Origin of the sequence: Pseudoalteromonas sp. NSLLW24, assembly GCF_015864725.1 — a bacterium.
Taxonomy (GTDB): domain Bacteria; phylum Pseudomonadota; class Gammaproteobacteria; order Enterobacterales; family Alteromonadaceae; genus Pseudoalteromonas; species Pseudoalteromonas arctica.
Genome location: NZ_JADYWQ010000012.1, coordinates 109,759 through 130,861 on the forward strand (window position 1 = coordinate 109,759; position 21,103 = coordinate 130,861).

General features: G+C 40.3%; 19 protein-coding genes and 1 rRNA gene. 13 read left to right on the forward strand and 7 right to left on the reverse strand.

Annotated features, from left to right (window positions below):
- Nucleotides 1–51: 51 nt before the first annotated feature.
- The 10 genes from I6E72_RS13540 to I6E72_RS13585 all read left to right on the forward strand — a co-directional run bounded on the left by I6E72_RS13540 (nt 52) and on the right by I6E72_RS13585 (nt 8,497).
- Nucleotides 52–801, forward strand: a complete 750-nt coding sequence (locus I6E72_RS13540) for a GntR family transcriptional regulator (protein WP_024589596.1) — start codon at nt 52–54, stop codon at nt 799–801.
- 215 nt (nt 802–1,016) lie between these two features.
- Nucleotides 1,017–1,979, forward strand: a complete 963-nt coding sequence (locus I6E72_RS13545; RefSeq protein WP_197112646.1) for an aldo/keto reductase — start codon at nt 1,017–1,019, stop codon at nt 1,977–1,979.
- A gap of 9 nt (nt 1,980–1,988) precedes the next feature.
- Nucleotides 1,989–2,984 carry a TauD/TfdA family dioxygenase gene (locus tag I6E72_RS13550; protein WP_165726271.1) on the forward strand — a complete coding sequence of 332 codons (996 nt, stop codon included), beginning with the start codon at nt 1,989–1,991 and terminating at the stop codon, nt 2,982–2,984.
- The gene (locus I6E72_RS13555) at nt 2,984–3,988 is read left to right on the forward strand and encodes a YeiH family protein (RefSeq protein WP_197112648.1); all 1,005 of its coding nucleotides are present in this window, start codon (nt 2,984–2,986) and stop codon (nt 3,986–3,988) included. Before I6E72_RS13550 ends, I6E72_RS13555 begins: the two co-directional genes overlap by 1 nt.
- Before the next feature lie 425 nt (nt 3,989–4,413).
- The gene (locus tag I6E72_RS13560) at nt 4,414–4,623 is read left to right on the forward strand and encodes a cold-shock protein (protein WP_006792548.1); all 210 of its coding nucleotides are present in this window, start codon (nt 4,414–4,416) and stop codon (nt 4,621–4,623) included.
- 186 nt (nt 4,624–4,809) lie between these two features.
- Nucleotides 4,810–5,019: a cold-shock protein gene (locus I6E72_RS13565; RefSeq protein WP_182672130.1), complete on the forward strand. Its 210-nt coding sequence runs from the start codon at nt 4,810–4,812 to the stop codon at nt 5,017–5,019.
- 186 nt (nt 5,020–5,205) lie between these two features.
- Nucleotides 5,206–5,415, forward strand: a complete 210-nt coding sequence (locus I6E72_RS13570) for a cold-shock protein (protein ID WP_010554515.1) — start codon at nt 5,206–5,208, stop codon at nt 5,413–5,415.
- A gap of 231 nt (nt 5,416–5,646) precedes the next feature.
- Nucleotides 5,647–5,895: a DUF3297 family protein gene (locus I6E72_RS13575; RefSeq protein WP_002963088.1), complete on the forward strand. Its 249-nt coding sequence runs from the start codon at nt 5,647–5,649 to the stop codon at nt 5,893–5,895.
- A 168-nt stretch (nt 5,896–6,063) separates the two neighbouring features.
- Nucleotides 6,064–6,969, forward strand: a complete 906-nt coding sequence (locus I6E72_RS13580; protein ID WP_165723076.1) for a homocysteine S-methyltransferase family protein — start codon at nt 6,064–6,066, stop codon at nt 6,967–6,969.
- Nucleotides 6,956–8,497, forward strand: coding sequence for a BCCT family transporter (locus I6E72_RS13585; RefSeq protein ID WP_165723075.1), 1,542 nt, complete (start codon nt 6,956–6,958; stop codon nt 8,495–8,497). Before I6E72_RS13580 ends, I6E72_RS13585 begins: the two co-directional genes overlap by 14 nt.
- Before the next feature lie 452 nt (nt 8,498–8,949).
- On the opposite strand, the gene I6E72_RS13590 is transcribed toward I6E72_RS13585, so the two are convergent.
- Both I6E72_RS13590 and I6E72_RS13595 read right to left on the reverse strand, forming a co-directional pair.
- Nucleotides 8,950–9,783 carry an alpha/beta hydrolase gene (locus I6E72_RS13590; protein WP_197112650.1) on the reverse strand — a complete coding sequence of 278 codons (834 nt, stop codon included), beginning with the start codon at nt 9,781–9,783 and terminating at the stop codon, nt 8,950–8,952.
- Nucleotides 9,784–9,928: 145 nt separating this feature from the next.
- On the reverse strand, nt 9,929–10,345 hold the full coding sequence (locus I6E72_RS13595) for a MerC domain-containing protein (protein WP_197112666.1): 417 nt from the start codon (nt 10,343–10,345) through the stop codon (nt 9,929–9,931).
- A gap of 141 nt (nt 10,346–10,486) precedes the next feature.
- Here I6E72_RS13595 and I6E72_RS13600 point away from each other — a divergent pair, with 141 nt between their 5' ends.
- Both I6E72_RS13600 and I6E72_RS13605 read left to right on the forward strand, forming a co-directional pair.
- On the forward strand, nt 10,487–12,895 hold the full coding sequence (locus tag I6E72_RS13600; protein WP_197112652.1) for a TonB-dependent receptor: 2,409 nt from the start codon (nt 10,487–10,489) through the stop codon (nt 12,893–12,895).
- A gap of 32 nt (nt 12,896–12,927) precedes the next feature.
- Nucleotides 12,928–14,337: a 5-methyltetrahydrofolate--homocysteine methyltransferase gene (locus I6E72_RS13605; RefSeq protein ID WP_197112654.1), complete on the forward strand. Its 1,410-nt coding sequence runs from the start codon at nt 12,928–12,930 to the stop codon at nt 14,335–14,337.
- Nucleotides 14,338–14,434: 97 nt separating this feature from the next.
- Here I6E72_RS13605 and I6E72_RS13610 read toward each other — a convergent pair whose 3' ends face one another.
- The 4 genes from I6E72_RS13610 to I6E72_RS13625 all read right to left on the reverse strand — a co-directional run bounded on the left by I6E72_RS13610 (nt 14,435) and on the right by I6E72_RS13625 (nt 19,821).
- Nucleotides 14,435–15,736 (reverse strand): DEAD/DEAH box helicase, encoded by a 1,302-nt coding sequence (locus tag I6E72_RS13610; RefSeq protein ID WP_197112656.1) that lies wholly within the window; start codon nt 15,734–15,736, stop codon nt 14,435–14,437.
- Between the two features lie 159 nt (nt 15,737–15,895).
- A complete protein-coding gene (locus I6E72_RS13615) occupies nt 15,896–17,083 on the reverse strand; it encodes an alpha/beta hydrolase-fold protein (RefSeq protein WP_197112658.1) in 1,188 nt (395 codons plus the stop codon).
- A gap of 112 nt (nt 17,084–17,195) precedes the next feature.
- Nucleotides 17,196–19,016: a glutamine--fructose-6-phosphate transaminase (isomerizing) gene (gene glmS / locus I6E72_RS13620; RefSeq protein ID WP_197112660.1), complete on the reverse strand. Its 1,821-nt coding sequence runs from the start codon at nt 19,014–19,016 to the stop codon at nt 17,196–17,198.
- A 40-nt stretch (nt 19,017–19,056) separates the two neighbouring features.
- Nucleotides 19,057–19,821: a DeoR/GlpR family DNA-binding transcription regulator gene (locus tag I6E72_RS13625; protein ID WP_010554507.1), complete on the reverse strand. Its 765-nt coding sequence runs from the start codon at nt 19,819–19,821 to the stop codon at nt 19,057–19,059.
- Nucleotides 19,822–19,980: 159 nt separating this feature from the next.
- On the opposite strand from I6E72_RS13625, the gene I6E72_RS13630 reads away from it, so the two are divergent.
- Complete coding sequence (locus tag I6E72_RS13630; RefSeq protein WP_197112662.1) at nt 19,981–20,508, forward strand: sugar O-acetyltransferase; 528 nt, start codon at nt 19,981–19,983, stop codon at nt 20,506–20,508.
- A gap of 385 nt (nt 20,509–20,893) precedes the next feature.
- Here I6E72_RS13630 and rrf read toward each other — a convergent pair.
- Nucleotides 20,894–21,008, reverse strand: a 5S ribosomal RNA gene (rrf, locus tag I6E72_RS13635).
- Between the last annotated feature and the right edge of the window lie 95 nt (nt 21,009–21,103).

Sequence of the window (21,103 nt, forward strand, 5' to 3'; positions counted from 1 at the left end):
GTTTCACCTATGCTATAACTACAGGTGGATTAAATTTAATGGTAAATAATAATGAGTAACTCTATGTTTGATCACAAATTAAGTGGCCCAAGCTTGGCTTTTCAACCACTTTACTTACAAGTGGCTGATTATATTAAACAGCTCATTGTTGAAAGACGTTGGGTACCTGGCGAAGCACTACCAAGCGAATTTCGCCTTGCTGAAGAATTTAACGTAAGCCAAGGTACAGTTCGTAAAGCACTAAACTTATTAACCGACAATAAAATAGTAACTCGTCGTCAAGGCGTTGGTACGTTTGTATCGCAACATACTGCGCAAGATGCCTTATTTAGGTTTTTTCCGTTACAAGCAGACGGTAAAGGTGCCGATTTGCCAAAGGCTGAACTGCTATCGGTTGAGCTTTGTGCAGCGCCAGTTGAAGTAATAGAAGCGTTACAACTCAATAAAAAAGACAAAGTTACCAAGCTTGTTCGTAGGCGTATTCTTGATAACGAATTTTGCATGAGCGAAACTATATACCTACCACAAAGCTACTTTCCTGATATACATCAAAGTAGTGATATTCCGCATACATTGTACCATTACTATCAGACCAAATTTAACCAAACTGTACACAAAACCCAAGACAGTATTAAAGCCGTACTTGCTACAATGGATGATGCCAAAATGCTTGCTATAAAAGCTGGCGATCCACTGCTGTTGGTATCACGCATTACCGAATCAATCGAAGGTAAACGTATTGAATACCGCCAAAGTAAATGCCGTAGCGATCATTACCACTATCAAATTGAACTTGATTAATTAAAAGCGTGTTTAGTGCTAAAAACCCACTTTAGCGCATAATAATTAAATATTTTTTAAAGGCAGCAAACGCTGCCTTTTTGCTGCCTGTAGGTTTTTTAACTGAACCATTTACTGCTTTGCTGTTAACACAGTATTGACACTGTTTGATTCGTATAATAACTTATGTCTTATACAAGACCTAAGTCATTATGCATTTTTAACAGGAATTCCCAATGAGTTCATTAAATAATATCCCTCCAGTAGGGTTCGGTTTATGGAAAGTCGCGCAAGAAGATTGTGCACAAACGGTATACCAAGCCATTAAGGCAGGTTACCGCCATCTTGATTGCGCATCAGACTACGGTAACGAAGAACAAGTAGGCGATGGCATCGCCCAAGCAATAAACGATGGCTTATGTACCCGTGAAGAATTATGGGTAACATCAAAACTGTGGAATACCTTTCATGCACCAGAGCATGTTGGCCTCGCGATTGATAAAACACTGAGTGATTTAAAGCTAGATTACCTAGACTTATACCTAATTCATTTTCCGATTGCGCAAACATTTGTGCCAATAGAAACGCGCTATCCACCAGAGTGGTTTGTTGACCCTACGGCGCAAAACCCACAAATGGAGCTTGCAAAAGTACCACTGTATTTAACGTGGCAAGCAATGGAAGAACAAGTACACAGCAACAAAGCAAAACGCATTGGGGTATGTAATTACTCAAGCGCACTGCTTCACGATTTAATGACCTACGCAAATATCAAACCCGCTATGTTGCAAATTGAGTCGCACCCTTATTTAACGCAAGAGCGATTAGTAAGACTCGCAAAGCAGTACGATATTCCGGTTACTGCGTTTTCACCACTGGGTGCGCTTTCATACCTTGAGCTAGAAATGGCTGATAAAACTGAATCAGTTCTTGAGCAAAGCGTTGTTAAAGCGGCCGCACACAATCATGGCAAAACGCCAGCACAAGTAGTTCTTCGCTGGGGCGTGCAACGCGGCACTGCCATTATTCCTAAAACCTCAAAACTTGAACGCATGAAAGAAAATCTCGCACTGTTTGATTTTGAATTAACAGAGCAAGAAATGGCGCAAATTTCTGCGCTTAACAGTAATCGCCGATTCAACGACCCTGGGCACTTTTGTGAAGCTGCCTTTAACCGTTTTCACCCAATTTACGATTAGGAACATACAATGTCAGCTACCGAAATTAACTACGCCTCAGTGCCAACTCAATTAACATTCGATGATTCGGTTTTTCCGTGCATTGTTGTTAATAACAATAACGCCAGCACCGTTGAAGAAGCGGTAGCTTTCATTCGCGCAAATAAAAGTGAATTGGCTACAAAACTTCGCAGCTCAGGTGCTGTGTTGTTTCGTGGCTTTCCTGTAAATAGCGCCGAAACATTTGATACTTTTTCAGCCGGGTTTGATTATGACAATTTTACTTATAAAGAGTCACTGTCTAACGCGGTACGTATTAATTTTACCGAACGTGTATTTACAGCTAACGAAGCGCCAAAAGATGTAGAAATATACTTACATCACGAAATGGCGCAAACGCCTATTTCGCCAAGTAAATTATTCTTCTTTTGTAAATCGGCCGCAGAAGAAGGCGGTGCAACACCTCTTTGCCGATCAGATAAATTATTTAGTGCATTAAAAGAATACGACAGCAAGCTTGCCCATGACTTTGAACACAAAGGCCTAAAATATACCACCTATATGCCAGCCGCTGACGACGCAACATCAGGCCAAGGCCGAAGCTGGAAAAGTACGCTAAGTGTAGAAACCAAAGACGAAGCACATAATAAATTAACCGAACTTGGTTACCAGTGGGAATGGCTTGAAGACGGCTCACTAAAAGCCGTTACACCAGTACTGCCTGCTGTAGTAACTCTTGAAAACAACGTACAGGTTTTTTATAACCAACTGATTGCCGCTTACATGGGCTGGAAAGGTGTACGCGATAATCCATCAATTGCCATTACCTTTGGTGATGGTAGTGCGATTCCTAAAGTTGGACTTGATAAAATTGTGGAGCTTTCTAAAGTATTTACCTTTGATCTTGCATGGCAAGACGGTGACGTTGCTTTAGTTGATAACGAAATGGCTATGCATGGTCGTCGCCCTTTTACAGGTGAACGTAAGCGCCAAGTATTAGTAGCACTTACCGCAGCTAAAGCGTAATGCAGCGCTTAAGTAGTAAATTAAGCTGTAAAATATCACCTTTATGGCAAGGTGCCAGCATTGCTGCAATGACTGGCCTTGCCGCCTTATTTTTAAGCGAACATTATGGTGCGCCAGCCATGTTGTTTGCTTTGTTACTGGGTATGGCAGTCTCATTTTTGTATCAAAGCGATAGCCCTTGCGCCAAAGGTATCGATTTTACCGGCACCACGGTTTTGCGTGTAGGTATAGTACTGCTAGGCACACGCATAGCGCTGGGAGATTTAGTAACACTGGGTTGGCAAACAGCACTTATGTTAGCGGGCGCCATATTTACCACTATTATTTTAGGCGTAGTGCTAGCGCGCGCATTTGGCCTACAAAAACGCTTTGGTGCACTAACAGGTGGCTCGGTTGCTATTTGTGGAGCGTCTGCTGCGCTGGCTATCTCGTCTATTATGCCAAACAGCGAACATAAAGAGCGCGACACCTTATTAACCGTTATTGGCGTAACAGCTATGTCGACCCTTGCTATGATCCTCTACCCTATTGTGGTTAATTATCTTGAGTTTGACGCCCATAATGCAGGCGTATTTTTAGGTGGCACAATACATGATGTAGCCCAGGTAGTGGGTGCAGGTTATTCGGTATCACCAGAGACAGGCGATATCGCAACTCTAACTAAACTTGTACGTGTTGCCATGCTACTACCTGTTGTACTTATTATGATGGTCGTTATTAATCGCTCAAAAAAAGAAAAACACGGAGAATTACCTAAAGTACCTGGTTTTTTAATTGGCTTTGTAATACTCATGATAATAAATAGCTGCTTTTCACTTCCTACAATAGTACTTGAAACCGCTAACGAACTTTCGCAGTTCTTTTTAATTGCGGCTATTTCAGCTATAGGAATGAAAACTAATTTAGGAAAGCTTACCGAAGTAGGTATGAAACCCATTATTTTAATTGTGGCTGAAACACTTTGGATTGCATTATTAATACTTGGATTTGTAATTTGGAGCTAATGAATCAAGTTATTTAAGGTATATATCAAAAAAATCAGTAGGTAATTAGGTCATGTTTTAACCACTTAAAACTTGCATTTTACCTACTCTAGAACCGCGTGCCAATACAAACATAAAGCATTGATTAAATTAAAATTAACTTAAATTAAGACGCAAAAAAGATCACCTTAATCATGACTAGTTAGTTAAAAAACAAACAAACTAATAAAGCACTTACTCTAAAATAAATTTACAATAGGGCTTGGTATATAGCTCAATTTGCTGTTATCCTGCTTGGCATCGGGTTGACAGAAAACCCTATTTATTTGTAAGTACCACGTTGTTTTAGTAATAATCCTTCGCGTTATCCTCAGTTAAATGTATGTTTTCTTCCTGTTAAATTGCCTAATTTAAGGCGCACTTTTATTAATTCTTAGGATACTATTATGTCTAATACTACAACTGGTACAGTTAAATTTTTCAACGAAGCAAAAGGTTTTGGTTTTATCGAGCAAGAATCTGGTCCTGATGTTTTCGCACATTTCAGCGCAATCTCTGGCGACGGTTTCAAAACTCTTGCTGAAGGCCAACGTGTACAGTTTACTGTTACTCAAGGTCAAAAAGGTCCACAAGCTGAAAACATCGTTAGCATCTAATTGCTTTCGTTAAAATGGGTTAGCAATAACCCATTTTGAATACTAGTTTGAAAGAAGTTTTGTTTTATTTGTTAGTACCCCGTTGTTTTAGTAATAATCCTACGCGATATCCTCAAGTTAACTATTTTTTCCGGCTCAATCGCCTCTTTTCAGGCACACTTATATTAATTTTTTAGGATACATATTATGTCTAATACAACTACTGGTTCAGTAAAATGGTTTAACGAAGCAAAAGGTTTTGGTTTTATCGAGCAAGAATCTGGTCCTGATGTTTTCGCACATTTCAGCGCAATCTCTGGCGACGGTTTCAAAACTCTTGCTGAAGGCCAACGTGTACAGTTTACTGTTACTCAAGGTCAAAAAGGTCCACAAGCTGAAAACATCGTTAGCATCTAATTGCTTTCGTTAAAATGGGTTAGCAATAACCCATTTTGAATACTAGTTTGAAAGAAGTTTTGTTTTATTTGTTAGTACCCCGTTGTTTTAGTAATAATCCTACGCGATATCCTCAAGTTAACTATTTTTTCCGGCTCAATCGCCTCTTTTCAGGCACACTTATATTAATTTTTTAGGATACATATTATGTCTACTACAACTACTGGTTCAGTAAAATGGTTTAACGAAGCAAAAGGTTTTGGTTTTATCGAGCAAGAATCTGGCGCAGACGTGTTCGCACATTTTAGCGCTATCTCTGGCGACGGTTTTAAAACTTTAGCTGAAGGCCAACGTGTACAGTTTACTGTTACTCAAGGTCAAAAAGGCCCACAAGCCGAGAACATTGTTAGCATCTAATTGCTACACAATTTAATGGGTTAGAGATAACCCATTAATATATTTACCTTTATAATTATTTAGTCGAATATCTTCAAAACCTCCTCTGTAAATATTTTCCAAGCGCAATCTCATTTGTATACACAACTCATTAATTAGTACATTTTTAAACACATTTACTACTATCTCTCTTGAGCGAAAGCTTTGTATTGCCTACAATAGCGCATACTTCATTCAATATAGAATATGACCATGAACGACACTACCGCAAAACCTGCTTTACCAGATCGCCTTTCTATTAATCCACGTAGCCCACATCATGTGGAAGAAGTTTTTGAACACGATATTGGTATCACGTTCAACGGCAAAGAGCGTTTTGATGTTGAAGAATACTGCATCAGCGAAGGTTGGATAAAGTTTGCATCTCCAAAAGGCCTTGATCGTCGCGGACAACCACTTTTACTTACAAGAAAAGGCACTGTTGAAGCCTTTTATAAGTAAGCTAATACTACTTACTAAAAAAGCGACACCATATTGGGTAGTCGCTTTTTTTGTGCCCTTTTAATAGGTTGAGCTTTTTTCATGCCCAACCTGATGAAGTTTCATTATGATTTTTTAAAAAATATGTTTGAATAGCGCCATAATATTTAGACATATAGAAGTCCATAAGTGAAAAAGGTAACGATTTTAGATGGCGGCATGGGACGTGAACTTAAGCGCATTGGCGCTCCGTTCTCACAGCCACTTTGGAGTGCACAGGCACTTATAGAAGCTCCTCAATATGTAGCACAAGCTCACCAAGGTTTTATAGATGCTGGCGCCGAAATAATTACGGTTAATAGCTACGCTTGTGTGCCGTTTCATTTAGGTGAAGAACGCTACGAAAGCCAAGGCGCGTTACTCGCAGAGCAAGCTGCCCTTATTGCTAATAAAGCAGCAAATAATGCAAAGCAAAACGTACTGGTTGCAGGATCACTACCACCTGCATTTGGTTCATACCGTCCCGATATATTTGAAAGTGAACGTGCTTTTACTATTTTAAATACCTTATACAATGCACAAAATCTCCATGTAGACCTCTGGCTTGGCGAAACAATATCGAGTATTGAAGAAGCACAAGTAATGGCAAGCGTACTTAAAGGCTCAACTAAGCCATGTTATTACGCATTTACCCTAAGTGACGAAGTAACTGAGCAGGCAACGCTGCGTTCAGGTGAGCTGGTAACCGATGCCATAACCGTACTACTTGAGCAGCAAAACATTGCAGGTATTTTCTTTAATTGCTCTATTCCTGAAGTTATTGAGCAAGCACTGCGTGATACTAATAACGTATTAACTAAGCAAAATAAAAAAGTAACGTTAGGCGCATTTGCTAACAGCTTTACTCCTATTTCAAGTGCTCACAAAGCAAATGAAGCAGTGCAAGACTACCGTGATTTATCTCCTGACGAGTATCTGGAATTTGCAAAACAATGGCATAGCCTTGGCGCTAATATTATTGGTGGTTGCTGCGGAATTAACCCAAGCCATATCGAAGCACTCGTGCAATGGAGAAATTCCATTGAAAAACCTTAACTTTGAGCTGGCTATTCCTGCAATTACATTAGTGATTACCTTATTAGTTATCTCAACTTTATATCCGGAGCAGTCACAATTATTAGCAAGCAACGCCATGCACTTTGTAACAGGCTGGTTTGGTTGGTTAGTAGAACTTGTGAGCTTGGCTTTAGTTGGTTTTTTATTTTGGTTAGCTTTTTCAAAGTACGGATCTATTAGATTAGGTGAAGAAAAAAAAGAGCACTCTAACTTTTCGTACGGCGGTATGATTTTTACCGCAGGTGTAGGTGCTTCTCTTATATATTGGGGAATTGGTGAGCCGATGTATTATTTGCAATCGCCACCACTTTTTGCCGAACCAAATAGCTACGCAGCAGCAGCTTGGTCTGTTACTTATTCTATTTTTCATTGGGGCGTGACTGGCTGGGCCATTTACTGCTTTCCGGCAATCCCGTTTGCGTACGCATTTTATGTACAAAAAAAGCGTACTTTAAAGCTCTCTACCCTTTGTGAACCGGTAGTAGGCAGTAATCCAGTTATCGCTAAAGCAATCGACTTACTGGCAATTTTTGGCACCCTTGCAGCTTTCGCAAGCTCGCTGGCGCTTACCGTATCTTTATTAAGTACTGGTATTTCTGCTTTGTTGGAGATTAAAAATAGCTTATTACTCCAAGGCAGTATTATTTTATTGTTTGTTTTAATGCTCGTTGCGGTAATGCTTGTTGGTTTTAAAAAAGGTATTAGCAAAGTGTCTGACTATACGGTGATAGCTGCAATATGCTTTGCCCTGTTTGTATTACTTGCAGCTGACTCTCAGTTTATTTTAAATAACTTTACTGACTCAATAGGTGTCATGCTCGATAACTTTTTTAGAATGTCGCTTTGGACCGATCCAGTTCAACAGGGCGGCTTTGCGCAATCGTGGACTCAATATTATTGGTTTTGGTATTACGCTTACTTAATTATGATGGGCCTTTTTATTACTCGCATTTCACGTGGGCGTACTATTAAAGAAGTTATTTTGTACACTATTTCGATGGGTTCGCTCGGCTGTGCATTTTTTATATCAATTTTTGGTGGTTATGCAGTATGGGCGCAGTTAGTTGGTGGCTTACCTGTTCAACAATGGATGAGCGAAGGCGGCTTAACGTTTGCTGTAGTGTCACTTATTCAAACTCTACCATCGGGTAATATTGGCTTAGTGTTATTTTTGGTTATTCAGTTTTTTTTAATGCTAACGACTATGTCAAGCGCAAGCGTTGCCACTGCTATGTTAACAACTAATAAGCTAGAGCTAAATGGCGACCCCGATCATAAAGTTAAGCTCCTATGGGCTGGTGCAATTGCACTCATTAGTTTTAGCGTATTTTTATGCGGTGGTGGGATAGATACCATTAAGTCACTCTGCGTTGTAGCTGGCCTGCCAATGATGTTTATTTACATGATTTTAGTAAAGCAATTAATGATGCAACTAAAGGGTGTAAATCAAATAGAAGCGCTTGAGCAGTATGAAAGTATAAATTCTGAAATGGTTAAAGTGAATTAAGCTAAATCTAGATTAATTACAGCATAGGCCTTACAAGATGTATAACTTTGTAAGGCCAATATTTTACTTTTAAATCAAGACAGCTGACCTACCTGTTCTACGACTTGTATATAATTTGAAAGATTTTTCTGCATACGGCAATTACGCTTTCGATTCGCTTCATACAACCCATCTTCTATATGATCTTTTAGGCTTTTTGCAGACGTCACTTGCGCACTTTGACTTGTATAAGTTGTATTAATTTTGGTATTTGGATCACAAATTATATGCATCGATTCTTGGGTTTTATAATTAGTAACTCCATTAAACATAACTGACGGTTCAAAATTATTAAGTTGAAACTCGTTAAATGTTTCGTTTTCCAGTGAAGCCGAAACATTTCTAATCCACAGGTTCTAAAGTAAGAATAGCTTTCAGGATGTCGGGTTAAGTAATATTTAACTAATGCTCTACTATTCTTTCCTAAGTATCCAATCTAAGCCTTGGATTGCTGTTGTTGGAAATGCGGTTGCATGATTAGCGCCGTCAATAACAACACTTTTTAATTCTATATTGTCACTTTTAAGCGCATTAATTTTTTGCGTTAGCTGCTTAGCACCTTCAACCATATTTTGCTCTTCGCCGAAAGCTGGCGTTTCCATAGATCCAACTGATATATATACCCTTATAGGCAATTTTGGCTTATTCACTTTTAACGCTAATAGTGCATTGTTATCAAACCAAACCGATGGGCTGCCAATAATATAATTGCTAAATAAATCGGGTGTCGTTAATAAAATAGTCGCGCCAAATAAACCGCCTAACGAATGCCCCATGTAGGTTCTTTGTAAGTTACTGGCCCGATAGTTTTTTTCAATAAAAGGGAAAACTGTACTTTGTAAAAACTGAATATGCCCTTTGGCATTACCTGTTTGCTTTTTCCAATCTTTTGCAAAGGTAGGCGTGTAATCTCTAATTCGGCTGTTAGAGCCAGCGGACCCTTTTTCATAGCCAATTGCTACAATAATAGCCTGTTGCATTTTGCCACTATTCATAGGGAATCGTGTAGCCCCAGCAACGATGGGAAAGGTATACGGTGCATCGGTTACATAAATAACTGGATACGTTTTATTAGGCTGCTTTTGGTATGATTTAGGAAGCTGAATATACACAGGATACGCCCGCTCGCTAACGGGCTCAATGAGCTCAACCACGTTACTTCGGGGTATTGAATAAGGGGTATTTGCGCTTAATTTAAAACATATTAAGGCGCTTAAAAGCAAAAGAGATTTTAAAATAAGAGGCACTGTATTGGTTAACCTAAGCTAAAAATAAATTAAGTACCTACTTTAAAGTACTTTTAGCGAATATTTAAGCTATCCAAAAAACAAAGTTTAAATAAAAGATAAAGTGCCAGTATAGCTTTCGTTTAAACCACCAGCACTTATAGCATTAAACCACTTGATCTGGCTCACCGCCTGAACATGGGCAGTTGTCGTCATTCTGTTTAAGACATTGCTGATAATTAAACCAATGGGCTACAGCAATAAACGCTGAGCCTATTAAGGTTAGCGCTTTTTCGAGCACTTCATGGCCTAGCAATACGGCAAATATCATAAAAGCTAAGCCTGTTACACCAGACACCATATAACGTGTACGTTTATGTTTTTTACAGCCTAAACTCAATGCCAACAAACTGGTTGGCATTACCGCCGCAAGAATCCATAAATGAAATTGCTCACTATCTATTTGCATTACAGCAAAGCTTGGTAATAACGCTAAAATAACCGGGGTTGCAAAACAATGCACTGTGCACATTACCGATAACCCTATTGCCATACGATCCATAACACTTTGACTCGACTTCATTATTTCCTCTACTAAATCAGTGTCTCCACTCAAAAACGTTACTTTTAATGAGACATTTTAATAACATCAGTTAACTGCTATTGATATATTATAACATTACTCGCATAATTGATATAACATAACATCTAACAAGGTAGTCAAATGAAACGTAGATCACAATTAGCTGTTCTCATAGCAGCTTTATTGCCAGCTAGTGTGCTGGCATCCACAATAGAAGGCGTTGTTTTAAACAACAAAGGTAAAGCAGTTAGCAATGCAACGGTAGAAGTTGAAGGCTCAGACCTTAAAGTAACCACCGATGAAAACGGTAAATTTTTTATAACCGAGCTAAAAAATGGCTTAAAAGAGCTTCACGTTGTAGCCCCTGGTTATGCGCATCTTCATCGCGATATAACAATAACTAATGATGAAAACCAATCGGTTACTTTTAATTTAAAGCGCTCGCCTATTGAAGTTATTGATATTGAAGCGACCCCTATTCATATGTCGGCAATGGAATCTGCATCGCCTGTTAGTGTTTTATCTGGCGAACAACTAAGACGACAACAAGCTGCAACCCTTGGCGACAGCCTTGAAAAACTCCCTGGCGTTAATACAAATTTTCACGGTAAAGTAGCCAGCACACCTATTATTCGTGGTTTAAGCGGCCCTCGCGTACTTATTACTCAAAATGGCCTTGATGTAAGTGATGTTTCGCGCGTTGGCCCCGATCACTCTGTTGCATCGGAGGCGTCTACCGCACAACAAATTGAAGTATTACGCGGCCCTGCAACGCTGTTTTATGGCAGTGGCGCAATTGGTGGTGTGGTTAATGTAGTAGATAACCGCGTACCCACCGACAGCACCACGCGTGGTGAATGGAACCTAGAACATAACTCGGTAGATAACCAAAAAGTGGCCTCGTTTAATGCCACCACAGGTACAGACTCTATGGCTTTTTATGCCGATGCATTTTGGCGTGAGGCCGATGACTACGGGGTACCTGTAGCTGCCGATATAGATAGCGACGGTGAAGGCCATAGTAGCGATTACAAAGTTGAAAACAGTAATGAAGAGTCTGACGGTTTTACTGTTGGCGCTAGCTATTTAATGGATAACGGCTTTATTGGCTTAGCAGTAGAGCAATTTAATCGTCAATACGGTATTCCTGGTCATACGCACGGCGAGGAAGAAGAGGAAGAACACAACGACGAAGAAGAAAGCGTATTTGCTGATTTAGAGCAAACTAAAGTGCAATTATTAGGTGAGTACAACCTAGATAATAAATGGCTAAACAAAATAAATCTCCGCGCTGGCCATACCGACTACGAACACGCTGAAATTGAGAGCGGCGCTGTTGGCACTACCTTTAAAAACGAAACCAACGAATTACGCATAGACCTACTGCATAACCAATTTAACGAATGGAATGGCGGTATTAGCTTTCATTACAAGCAAAGCGATGTTGAAGCACAAGGTGAAGAGGCCTTTACTCCTCCATCTAAAACCGAAAGCTTTGCTGTAGCGTTAATGGAAGAAAGGCACTTTGGTGATTTTTTAGTGCAGGTAGGTGCGCGTATTGAGCGAGTAACAATTGAAGCAGGCGACGTATTACTGCCAAATATTGACGCTCACGCACACGATGAAGCAGAAGAAGCCGACGAGCATGATCATGGCCACGAAGAAAGCGCAGAAACCACTCGCGTATTTGATGTAGACCATGAATTTACGCCAGTCAGTTTATCGGCAGGGGTAGTATGGGACTTTACATCTAACTATAACTTAGGGCTGTCGGTATCGCGCTCTGAACGCGCACCTTCTGCCTCTGAGTTGTTATCGTTTGGGCCGCATATTGGTACTGGCACTTACGAAGTAGGCGCACTATTTGATTTAGATGACGATGGCCATTTGGGTTTATCTGAACAAGCAATAGATCTGGAAACAGCCAATAATATCGATTTAACCCTACGTAAAACTCAAGGCGATGTTGGCTTTATTTTAAATGCCTTTTACAACCAAGTAGATAACTACTATTACCAAATAGACACCGGTTTATACGCCGAAAGTGGACACGACCATGGCGATGAAGAAGGCGTTGACGAGCACGACCATTCATCAGAGCTACCCGTTTATTTATTTAAAACAGATGATGTAGTTTTACATGGTTTTGAAGCGCAAATTGCGTGGCAATTAACAGATGAGTTTAAGCTAGATGTATTCTCTGACTACGTTCGTGCACGCCTTAAAGACGGCGGCGATTTACCCCGTACACCACCGCTTCGTTTTGGCAGCGAGCTAAGCTATCAAACAGATAAACTCAGTGCGCATATTCATGTAACTCGCTATCAAAAGCAAGACCGCACAGCCCCACAAGAAACAGCCACAGACGGTTACACCTTAGTTGATGCGAGCATCTCTTACGACCTTTCAGTGTTAAACCAAGATATGTCTGTGTACCTACGAGGCACTAACTTAACAGATACAGAAGCACGCGTGCACAGCTCGTTTGTAAAGGACATAGCGCCACGTCCAGGACGTAGTTTTGCGCTAGGTATTCGCGGTTATTTTTAAGCGTTAAAAAATTATAATTAAAGGAAATAAACATGAAAAAACTATATCAATTAAAGCTCATTACACTCGCTATTAGCGCTATATTTATTACGGCCTGTGGCGATGCCCAAACCAACATTGTGGAAAAAGATCCTATTGTTGTAGAAGACGAGCACGAGCATGATGATGATGATGATGATGATCACGACCATGACGACGGCTATACCATAGACTCACTTGGCAGACTTGCCGTTCTGGCAGGTGACAGTAACGAAGCTAGCTTTTTTGATTTAGACAACAACGAATTACTTGATACATTTACACTAAACAATGACTCAAACACGTTATCTGCATCACCAGGCTTTCGTTATGCTGTTATTGCTAATCGTACTCAAGATTACCTAGGGTTTATAGACGGCGGTATGTGGCGCGAAGATCACGCAGAGCACCTGCATGATTATGAGCAAGGCCCTGCGTTTAGCAGCTACGAGCTAACAAGTGGTAGTCGCCCTACACACTTAATAACTCACGACGGGCAATTAGCAATATTTTACGATGGCGATGCAGAAACCGGTACGCCTGCCTCAGTAGAAGTGCTAACCGATAACGATATTACCAATACAACAGCTACACTTACTGGCATTAACTACGACATTAACATGCATGGTGTAGCTGAGCCTCGCGGCGAGCATTTACTCTCAACCATTCGCCGCGACGATGCAAGTAATACATCTAATGCCAAAGTACTTCCCGATCAAGTGGGTGTTTATCATCTTCACGATGGTAATTACGAACTAGAGCAAACGTTTGAAATAACCTGCCCCGATTTACACGGCGCAGCACAAAATCACGATTATGTTGTATTTGGTTGTGGTGATGGTGTATTGATTGCCCATCAGCAAGGTGATGTATACAGCGCTCAAAAAGTTGTAAATATAGATGCCGTAGGCGATCAGCGCATTGGTACTTTGTACGGCCATAAAAGCAATGACACAATTTTTGGTATTGCCGCAGGGCATGATGGCAGTGGTTCAGTATTGCTTAGCATTCATCCTGAAAATGCCGAAATGGAAGAAGTAGAATGGCAACTTGCTGATGGCGCAAGTGCTGTTTCTTATTCTTTTTCAGCCAGTGGTGAACACTTTTTAATACTCGACAGCCTAGGCTTTTTAAATGTACTTACTGGGCATGAACATGACGGTGAAATGCACTGGGAACTCGCAGGCCAAGTAGATATTACTCAAGCAGACGTAACCACAATGCCCGAGGGAATGAGCTTTAGTATGACAGTGGCGCAAAATGGTCAGTTTGCTTATGTTGCCGACCCAATTACTCAACACATAGTGCAAGTGCACCTAGAAGACCTAGAAATTGAAAGTGAGCTAGAGTTAACTTTTCCACCTGCAAGCATTACCTGGTTAGGGATCGCACAAGAAATAGAAGATGAAGATCACGACCATTAATTTAAAACTAACGCTTTAAATTAAAGCCACAAAACAAAAAACCCGTAATTAGGTTTACTAATTACGGGTTTTTACAGCTATTTATTTAGCTCTATTGTTACTTACGGCGCCAGCCACTCCACACATCATCTATATCATCGGCTTTATTTTTTTTCTTTTTCTTGCCTGTGCCTTCTGGTTTTGCCATTGGCTTTTCATTTTTAAGCGCATCAGCTGCATCAAGGTTTGCTTGGTTTACAGCAAAACCGGTTACTTCTTCACGTTCAAGACGTAGTTTGTTTTTCTTCTCGATTATTTTAAAGTGATGCAAATCTTCATAATCAACCAATGAAAGTGCTAAGCCTACTTCACCAGCACGGCCGCTTCGACCAATACGGTGCATATAATCAGCAGGACTGCGTGGTAGATTAAAGTTTATTACCACTGGCAGCTTTTCAATATCCAAACCACGTGCAGCAATATCGGTTGCGATAAGTACTTCGATTTCGCCCGCTTTAAATTTTTCTATTACACGAGTACGTTCACTTTGGCCTTTATCGCCATGGAAAACTTGTGCATTAACACCGCGTTTTTCAAGCTTAGCCACTAAATGCTCACAGTCTTTTTTAGCGTTCACAAAAATCAGCGCTTGGCGCCATTTATGCGTTTTAATTAAATGTGCTAAAACTGTGGTTTTTTCACCTTTGTTTACGGTAAAAACACGCTGTACTAAGGTGCTTTCATCTTTGTTTTGTACTTGTATTTCAACTGGGTCGTTTAAAAGCTCTTGCGTTAATAGCTTAACTTGCTCAGGGAAAGTTGCTGAAAACAACATGGTTTGTTTTTTAGCAGGCATTAACGCTAAAAGGTCAGCCAGCTCTTCGGTAAAGCCAAGGCTTAGCATACGGTCGGCTTCATCAAGCACAAGCGTAGTTACATTATCGAGCTTAATCGCATTGCTTGAGATTAAATCAAGTAAGCGACCAGGTGTTGCCACAATAATATCGGCGCCACCACGAAGAGCCTGCATTTGTGTATTAACCGACACACCACCAAACACTGCAACCGTTTTAATTGCGCCATTAAAATTTGCAGAATACGATTTAACGCTATCGGCCACCTGCGTAGCAAGCTCACGCGTCGGTACTAAAATAAGCCCCGTTACAAAATTACCTTTGCTGGCAGTATTTTTAGCGCCCTGCTCTAGGAAAGCTTTTTGCAACATAGGTAATGCAAACGTTGCTGTTTTACCTGAACCGGTATTTGCCCCTGCAATTAGGTCACTACCCGCAAGCACACTAGGTATAGCCTTAGCTTGAATAGGTGTAGGCTGGGTATATTCCAAATCGGTTAATCGAGCTAATAGCTCTGGAATAAGGCCAAGTTCGGAAAAAGTGCTAGGGCTTGTGGCTGAGGTCATATTTATTACGGGCTTATTGCTAAAAAAGTAGCCTGTAATTTTAGCGTATTTAGCGCTTATTAAGTAGAGATTAGTGATTTTAATGTTTTTAAAGGTAACAGCTACGTGTTGAAAAGGTAACTGTAAGCGCAGGCTACCCCCGCGCATTGTCCTTTTATATTACTGGGTTTTATTTAACTGTGTTTGTAATCTACTTTTAGTCTCTTTTAAGGTATCTAAATAGGGGTATGTGGTATCTACGACATTTAAAGCAGCCTCTATTTTAATAAGTGCCTGTTGTATATTACCTTGTAATTCATAGCCATAACCTAACCCCCATAGTGCATCAACAGATTGTGAGTGATGCTTAACATTATGCTTAAATACTGCCACAGCCCGCTCATATTGCTGCATATTTACTAGGTTGTAACCAAGTTGCCTAACAGCCGCCTCTGGAGGTGTTATTTGCTCCCCCCATTGCTGAGATAACTTTTTATAATAAACATCAATAGATTCTATATCATCGCTTAAAGCACTCATGGGCATTTGTTTGGGTAAAAATAAATGATGGTAAGCATTAAAGGCCCCAGCGGCAGATGTTAAGTTATGCGATACATTTTCAAATGCGTCACTGAAAAAGCGTAAATTTGGCAAGCTATTAGATTGTAAAGCTTGCTGCAGCTCATTATATCGCTCACGCATTAAGCCAGCTTCTTCGCCAATATTTATATAAACATAGTTATTCAGGTCTTTTGATTTATTGATAAACGACTTAGTCGCTTTTACCGATGCGCCATAGTTCCACCAAACGGCAGGGCTGTAAGCAATATGCGCTTGGAAAAGCTCAGGGTTAGCTTGCATTGTATAAAGCGAAAATACACCTGCCGCAGAGGCTCCTGCGATCACATTATAATTGTACGTACGATAGTTTTTATTAATTAAGGGCATAAGCTCTTGCTCAATAAATGCTAAAAATTTTGCTGCACCACCGCCTTCACCTACCGGGCCTTGTGGCTCTTTATTAACTGTGGGGTATAAATCTCTTAAGCGATTGGTGTTTTCAATAGCGACAATAATAACCTCAGGCGCACGATTATTATTTTGCAGTCGATCCATTACAGCACTTATAAGCGGTATGTTACCCGCGCCATCTAGGCGATAAATAACTGGATAAACTTTGTTTGGATTAGCTTGGTAACTCTTAGGTAACTGAACGACAACTGTGCGCTGTTCGTTTAAAATTGCTGAATTGATTGTATGTGTTTGTTGCGTATAGCTAATTGTTTGCTGTTTTAAATCAGGCTCTGCAAGTGTGTTATTGGAAACTATAAATAAACTACCTATAAAAACAGCGGTTAATAAACGCATGACTAATCCTTTAGAAAATAGTGTGTTATTTAATCTAACAGGCTTTGAGGTACAAAAAAAGGCGCATTGAGCGCCTTTTTATCTTTAACAGGTAATTACCAACCTATTGATTTTACTCAACCGTAACCGATTTAGCTAAGTTACGTGGTTGGTCAACGTCAGTGCCTTTAATTACCGCTACGTAGTAAGACAGTAGCTGCAATGGCAGGGTGTAAACAATTGGCGCAATAATATCGTCAGTGTGGTTTACGTTGATTACACGCATTGTGTCGTCTGACTCAAAGTGTGAATCTTTATCTGCGAATACGTAAATAATGCCGCCACGTGCGCGTACTTCTTCTACGTTTGATTTAAGTTTTTCTAGCAATTCGTTATTTGGTGCTACAACAATAATTGGCATGTCGGCATCAATAAGTGCTAATGGGCCGTGTTTTAGCTCGCCCGCTGCGTAAGCTTCTGCGTGAATGTACGAAATCTCTTTAAGTTTAAGCGCACCTTCCATTGCAATTGGGTATTGCGAGCCACGACCTAAAAACAATGAGTGGTGCTTATCAGCAAACTCTTCTGCAAGATCTGCAATACCATCAGCGAGTAATAATGTTTCTTCTAACTTAGCTGGAAGTACTTTAATTGCATTTACAATTGCGCTTTGATCAAGGCCTTTTTCTTGAGCTATAGACGCAGTAAGCATTAACAAGCCAACTAACTGCGTTGTGAATGCTTTAGTAGATGCCACGCCTATTTCAGCGCCTGCTTTAGTCATAAAGGCAAGGTCTGATTCGCGTACAAGCGATGAACCAGGTACGTTACAAATAGTCATTGAGGCCATGTAACCTTGCTCTTTAGCTAGGCGTAATGCAGCTAGCGTATCGGCAGTTTCACCCGATTGAGAAATAGTAACAAGTAAGCTATTTTCATGAACAAACGACTGACGGTATCTAAATTCAGAAGCTATTTCTACATTACAGCTAACACCCGCAAACTGCTCAAGCCAGTAACGTGCAACCATACCTGAATGATAAGACGTACCACAGGCAATAATTTGCACATGTTTTACATCTTTAAATATTTGCTGAGCGCTTTCGCCAAAGGCATCAATTGCCACACGATCGTCGTTTAAACGCCCTTCAAGAGTATTACGTACAGCAAGTGGCTGCTCGTAAATTTCTTTTAGCATGTAGTGACGGTAATCGCCTTTGCCTGATGCATCTTGCGTAATGTTTGATTCAACTACTTCACGCTCAACTGCGTTACCGTCTGCATCAAAAATTTCTACTGTGTCACGTGTAATACGTGCTACGTCGCCTTCTTCTAAAAAGATGAAGCTACGAGTAACAGGTAGTAATGCTAACTGATCAGACGCAATAAAGTTTTCGCCAAGGCCTAAACCAATAACAAGAGGACTACCTGAGCGCGCTACAATGATTTCGTTGTCGTTGTCTTTATCAAATACAACAGTACCAAAAGCGCCTTCAAACTGTTTAACAGCTGCTTGTACTGATGCAAGTAACGTTGTGTGTTGTTTACGAAGTTGGTGAATTAAATGCACCATTACTTCTGTATCAGTGTCTGATAAGAATTCGTAACCATCTGCTTTAAGTGCTGTACGTAGGCTAGCGTGGTTTTCAATAATACCATTGTGCACAAGTGCTAACTGGTTGTTTGATACATGTGGGTGTGCATTTGCTTCTGTAACGCTACCATGTGTTGCCCAGCGCGTATGTGCAATACCTGTATGACCGCTAACACCTGCTTTTTCTAGAGCTGCTTCTACGTTAACTACTTTACCCACTGCTTTAACAGTATTAAGTGTGTTGCCATCAAGCAATGCTACGCCTGCTGAGTCATAACCACGGTATTCAAGACGTTTAAGGCCTTCAACTAAAATTTTGTTTACTGGACGTTCTGCAACTGCCCCAACTATTCCACACATAGTGTCTCCATTAATTTTTAAAATACTTGCTACTGAGTAGCTATTGTATAATCTCTGCACAAATTAGTTTTACACCACACGCCTCAATTGCTTTGCGCTTATCGTCTGCTAAGCCATCGTCGGTTATTAATGTGGTTACTATTTTCCACGGTAATTCTAAATTTGGTATTTTTCGGCCAATCTTATCTGATTCAACCATTACAATTACTTCACGAGCGGCTTTTGCCATAACTTGGCTTAAACCAACTAGCTCATTAAAGGTAGTAGTACCGCGCTTTACATCTATACCGTCAGCGCCAATAAATAGCTGATCAAAGTCGTAAGAACATAATACATTTTCAGCAACTTGCCCCTGAAATGACTCAGAATGTGGATCCCACGTTCCGCCGGTCATTAAAAGTGTCGGCTCGTTCTCGAGTGCTAATAAACGACTCGCTACTTTAATAGCGTTGGTCATAACAACTAGCCCACGCTTATCAGCAAGCTCAGGGATCATAGCTGCCGTAGTGCGTCCGCTATCAATAATAATGCGGTTATGATCTTTTATAAGTTTTGCTGCAGCTTTTGCTATTGCGACTTTGCGCTTTGAATCTACTTCATCGCTAACAATTTCTTTAGGTAGTGCAATAGCACCACCGTAGCGGCGAAGTAATAAGCCACTTTTTTCAAGCGAGGTTAAATCTTTTCGAATGGTTACTTCAGATGTTTGAAACTGCTGTGCTAACTTTTCAACGGCGACTTCACCTAATTCATTAACTTGAACCAGTATATTGTGACGACGCTGCTGTGTGTTTCGTTTAGTCATAAAGCTCGTGAATTAAGTTTCATTTCGAAAGTTATGCGATTTTAAACGAAACAACCTAAATGGCAAGTGAACGAGCAAAAAAAACACAGTTTTATTCTAATAATAATAAAACTAAAAGTACGGTAAGCTATAACTAATTAAGTTATAAAGATAAATACAATGCAGTCATTTAACAGTATCAGTAAAGAATACTTAGCACAGCGAAAGCAAGCAGGTGAAACCTGCCGTTTATTTAATAAGAGCCCAAGTAAAGGCAACTTAAAACGTATCAAAGAGTTATTTTTAAAGTCGGGTGATGGTGTAATTATAGAATCAGGTTTTCATTGCGATTACGGCAATCAAATAGTTCTTGGTGATCGTACTTTTATAAATATTAATTGCACTATTTTAGATGCCCCAATTAGTGAGGGGGCAATTACTATCGGTGATGACTGCTTAATAGGTCCTAACGTTCAGCTACTTGCTGTGTCACATGCTACTAATCCAGCAGAAAGGCTTAATAAGGAAAACTTTGCAGCACCTATCGCGTTAGGCAATAACGTATGGGTTGGCGCAGGTGCAATTATTTTAGCGGGTGTGAGTATTGGTGAAAATAGTATTGTGGGTGCGGGTGCTGTGGTTACTAAAAATGTAATGCCTAATACTGTAGTAGCGGGTAACCCAGCTCGTGAAATAAGAACACTGTAGCTATTCTCGATGTGATTTTAACATCGGGAATCGCTGCACTCGCCCGACCTACGTGCTAGGTGTTGATGTGAGTGTGTTAATTGTGCGCATTTCACTTTTCTGCAGACGTAAAAAAGCCCGAACCGTTAGATCCGGGCTTTCTACAATGTGAAGCTTGTGTAATGTCATAGTGCCCACAGCGGTGGAGAGTCACGTAGTAAATGCTACTGTATTGGCCGACTAAGATATTGAGGGATTTTGTTGTGATTTTAGCCTCAGGAATCGCTGCGCTCGCCCGCCCTACGTGATGCGTGTTGATGTGAGTGTGTGTTAATTGCGCGCATTTCACTTTTCTGCAGACGTAAAAAAGCCCGAATCGTTAGATTCGGGCTCTCTACAATTTGAAGCCTGGTAATGTCCTACTTTCACATAGCAAATGCTACACTATCATCGGCGCTGTTTCGTTTCACTACTGAGTTCGGCATGGGATCAGGTGGGTCCAAAACGCTATTGTCACCAAGCAAATTTGGGCGTTAATTCGTATCGCTACGCACTAACTGAATTTGGAAAATATCTGATAATATTTTTTAAGTCTTTCTAAGTAATATCTACTTTA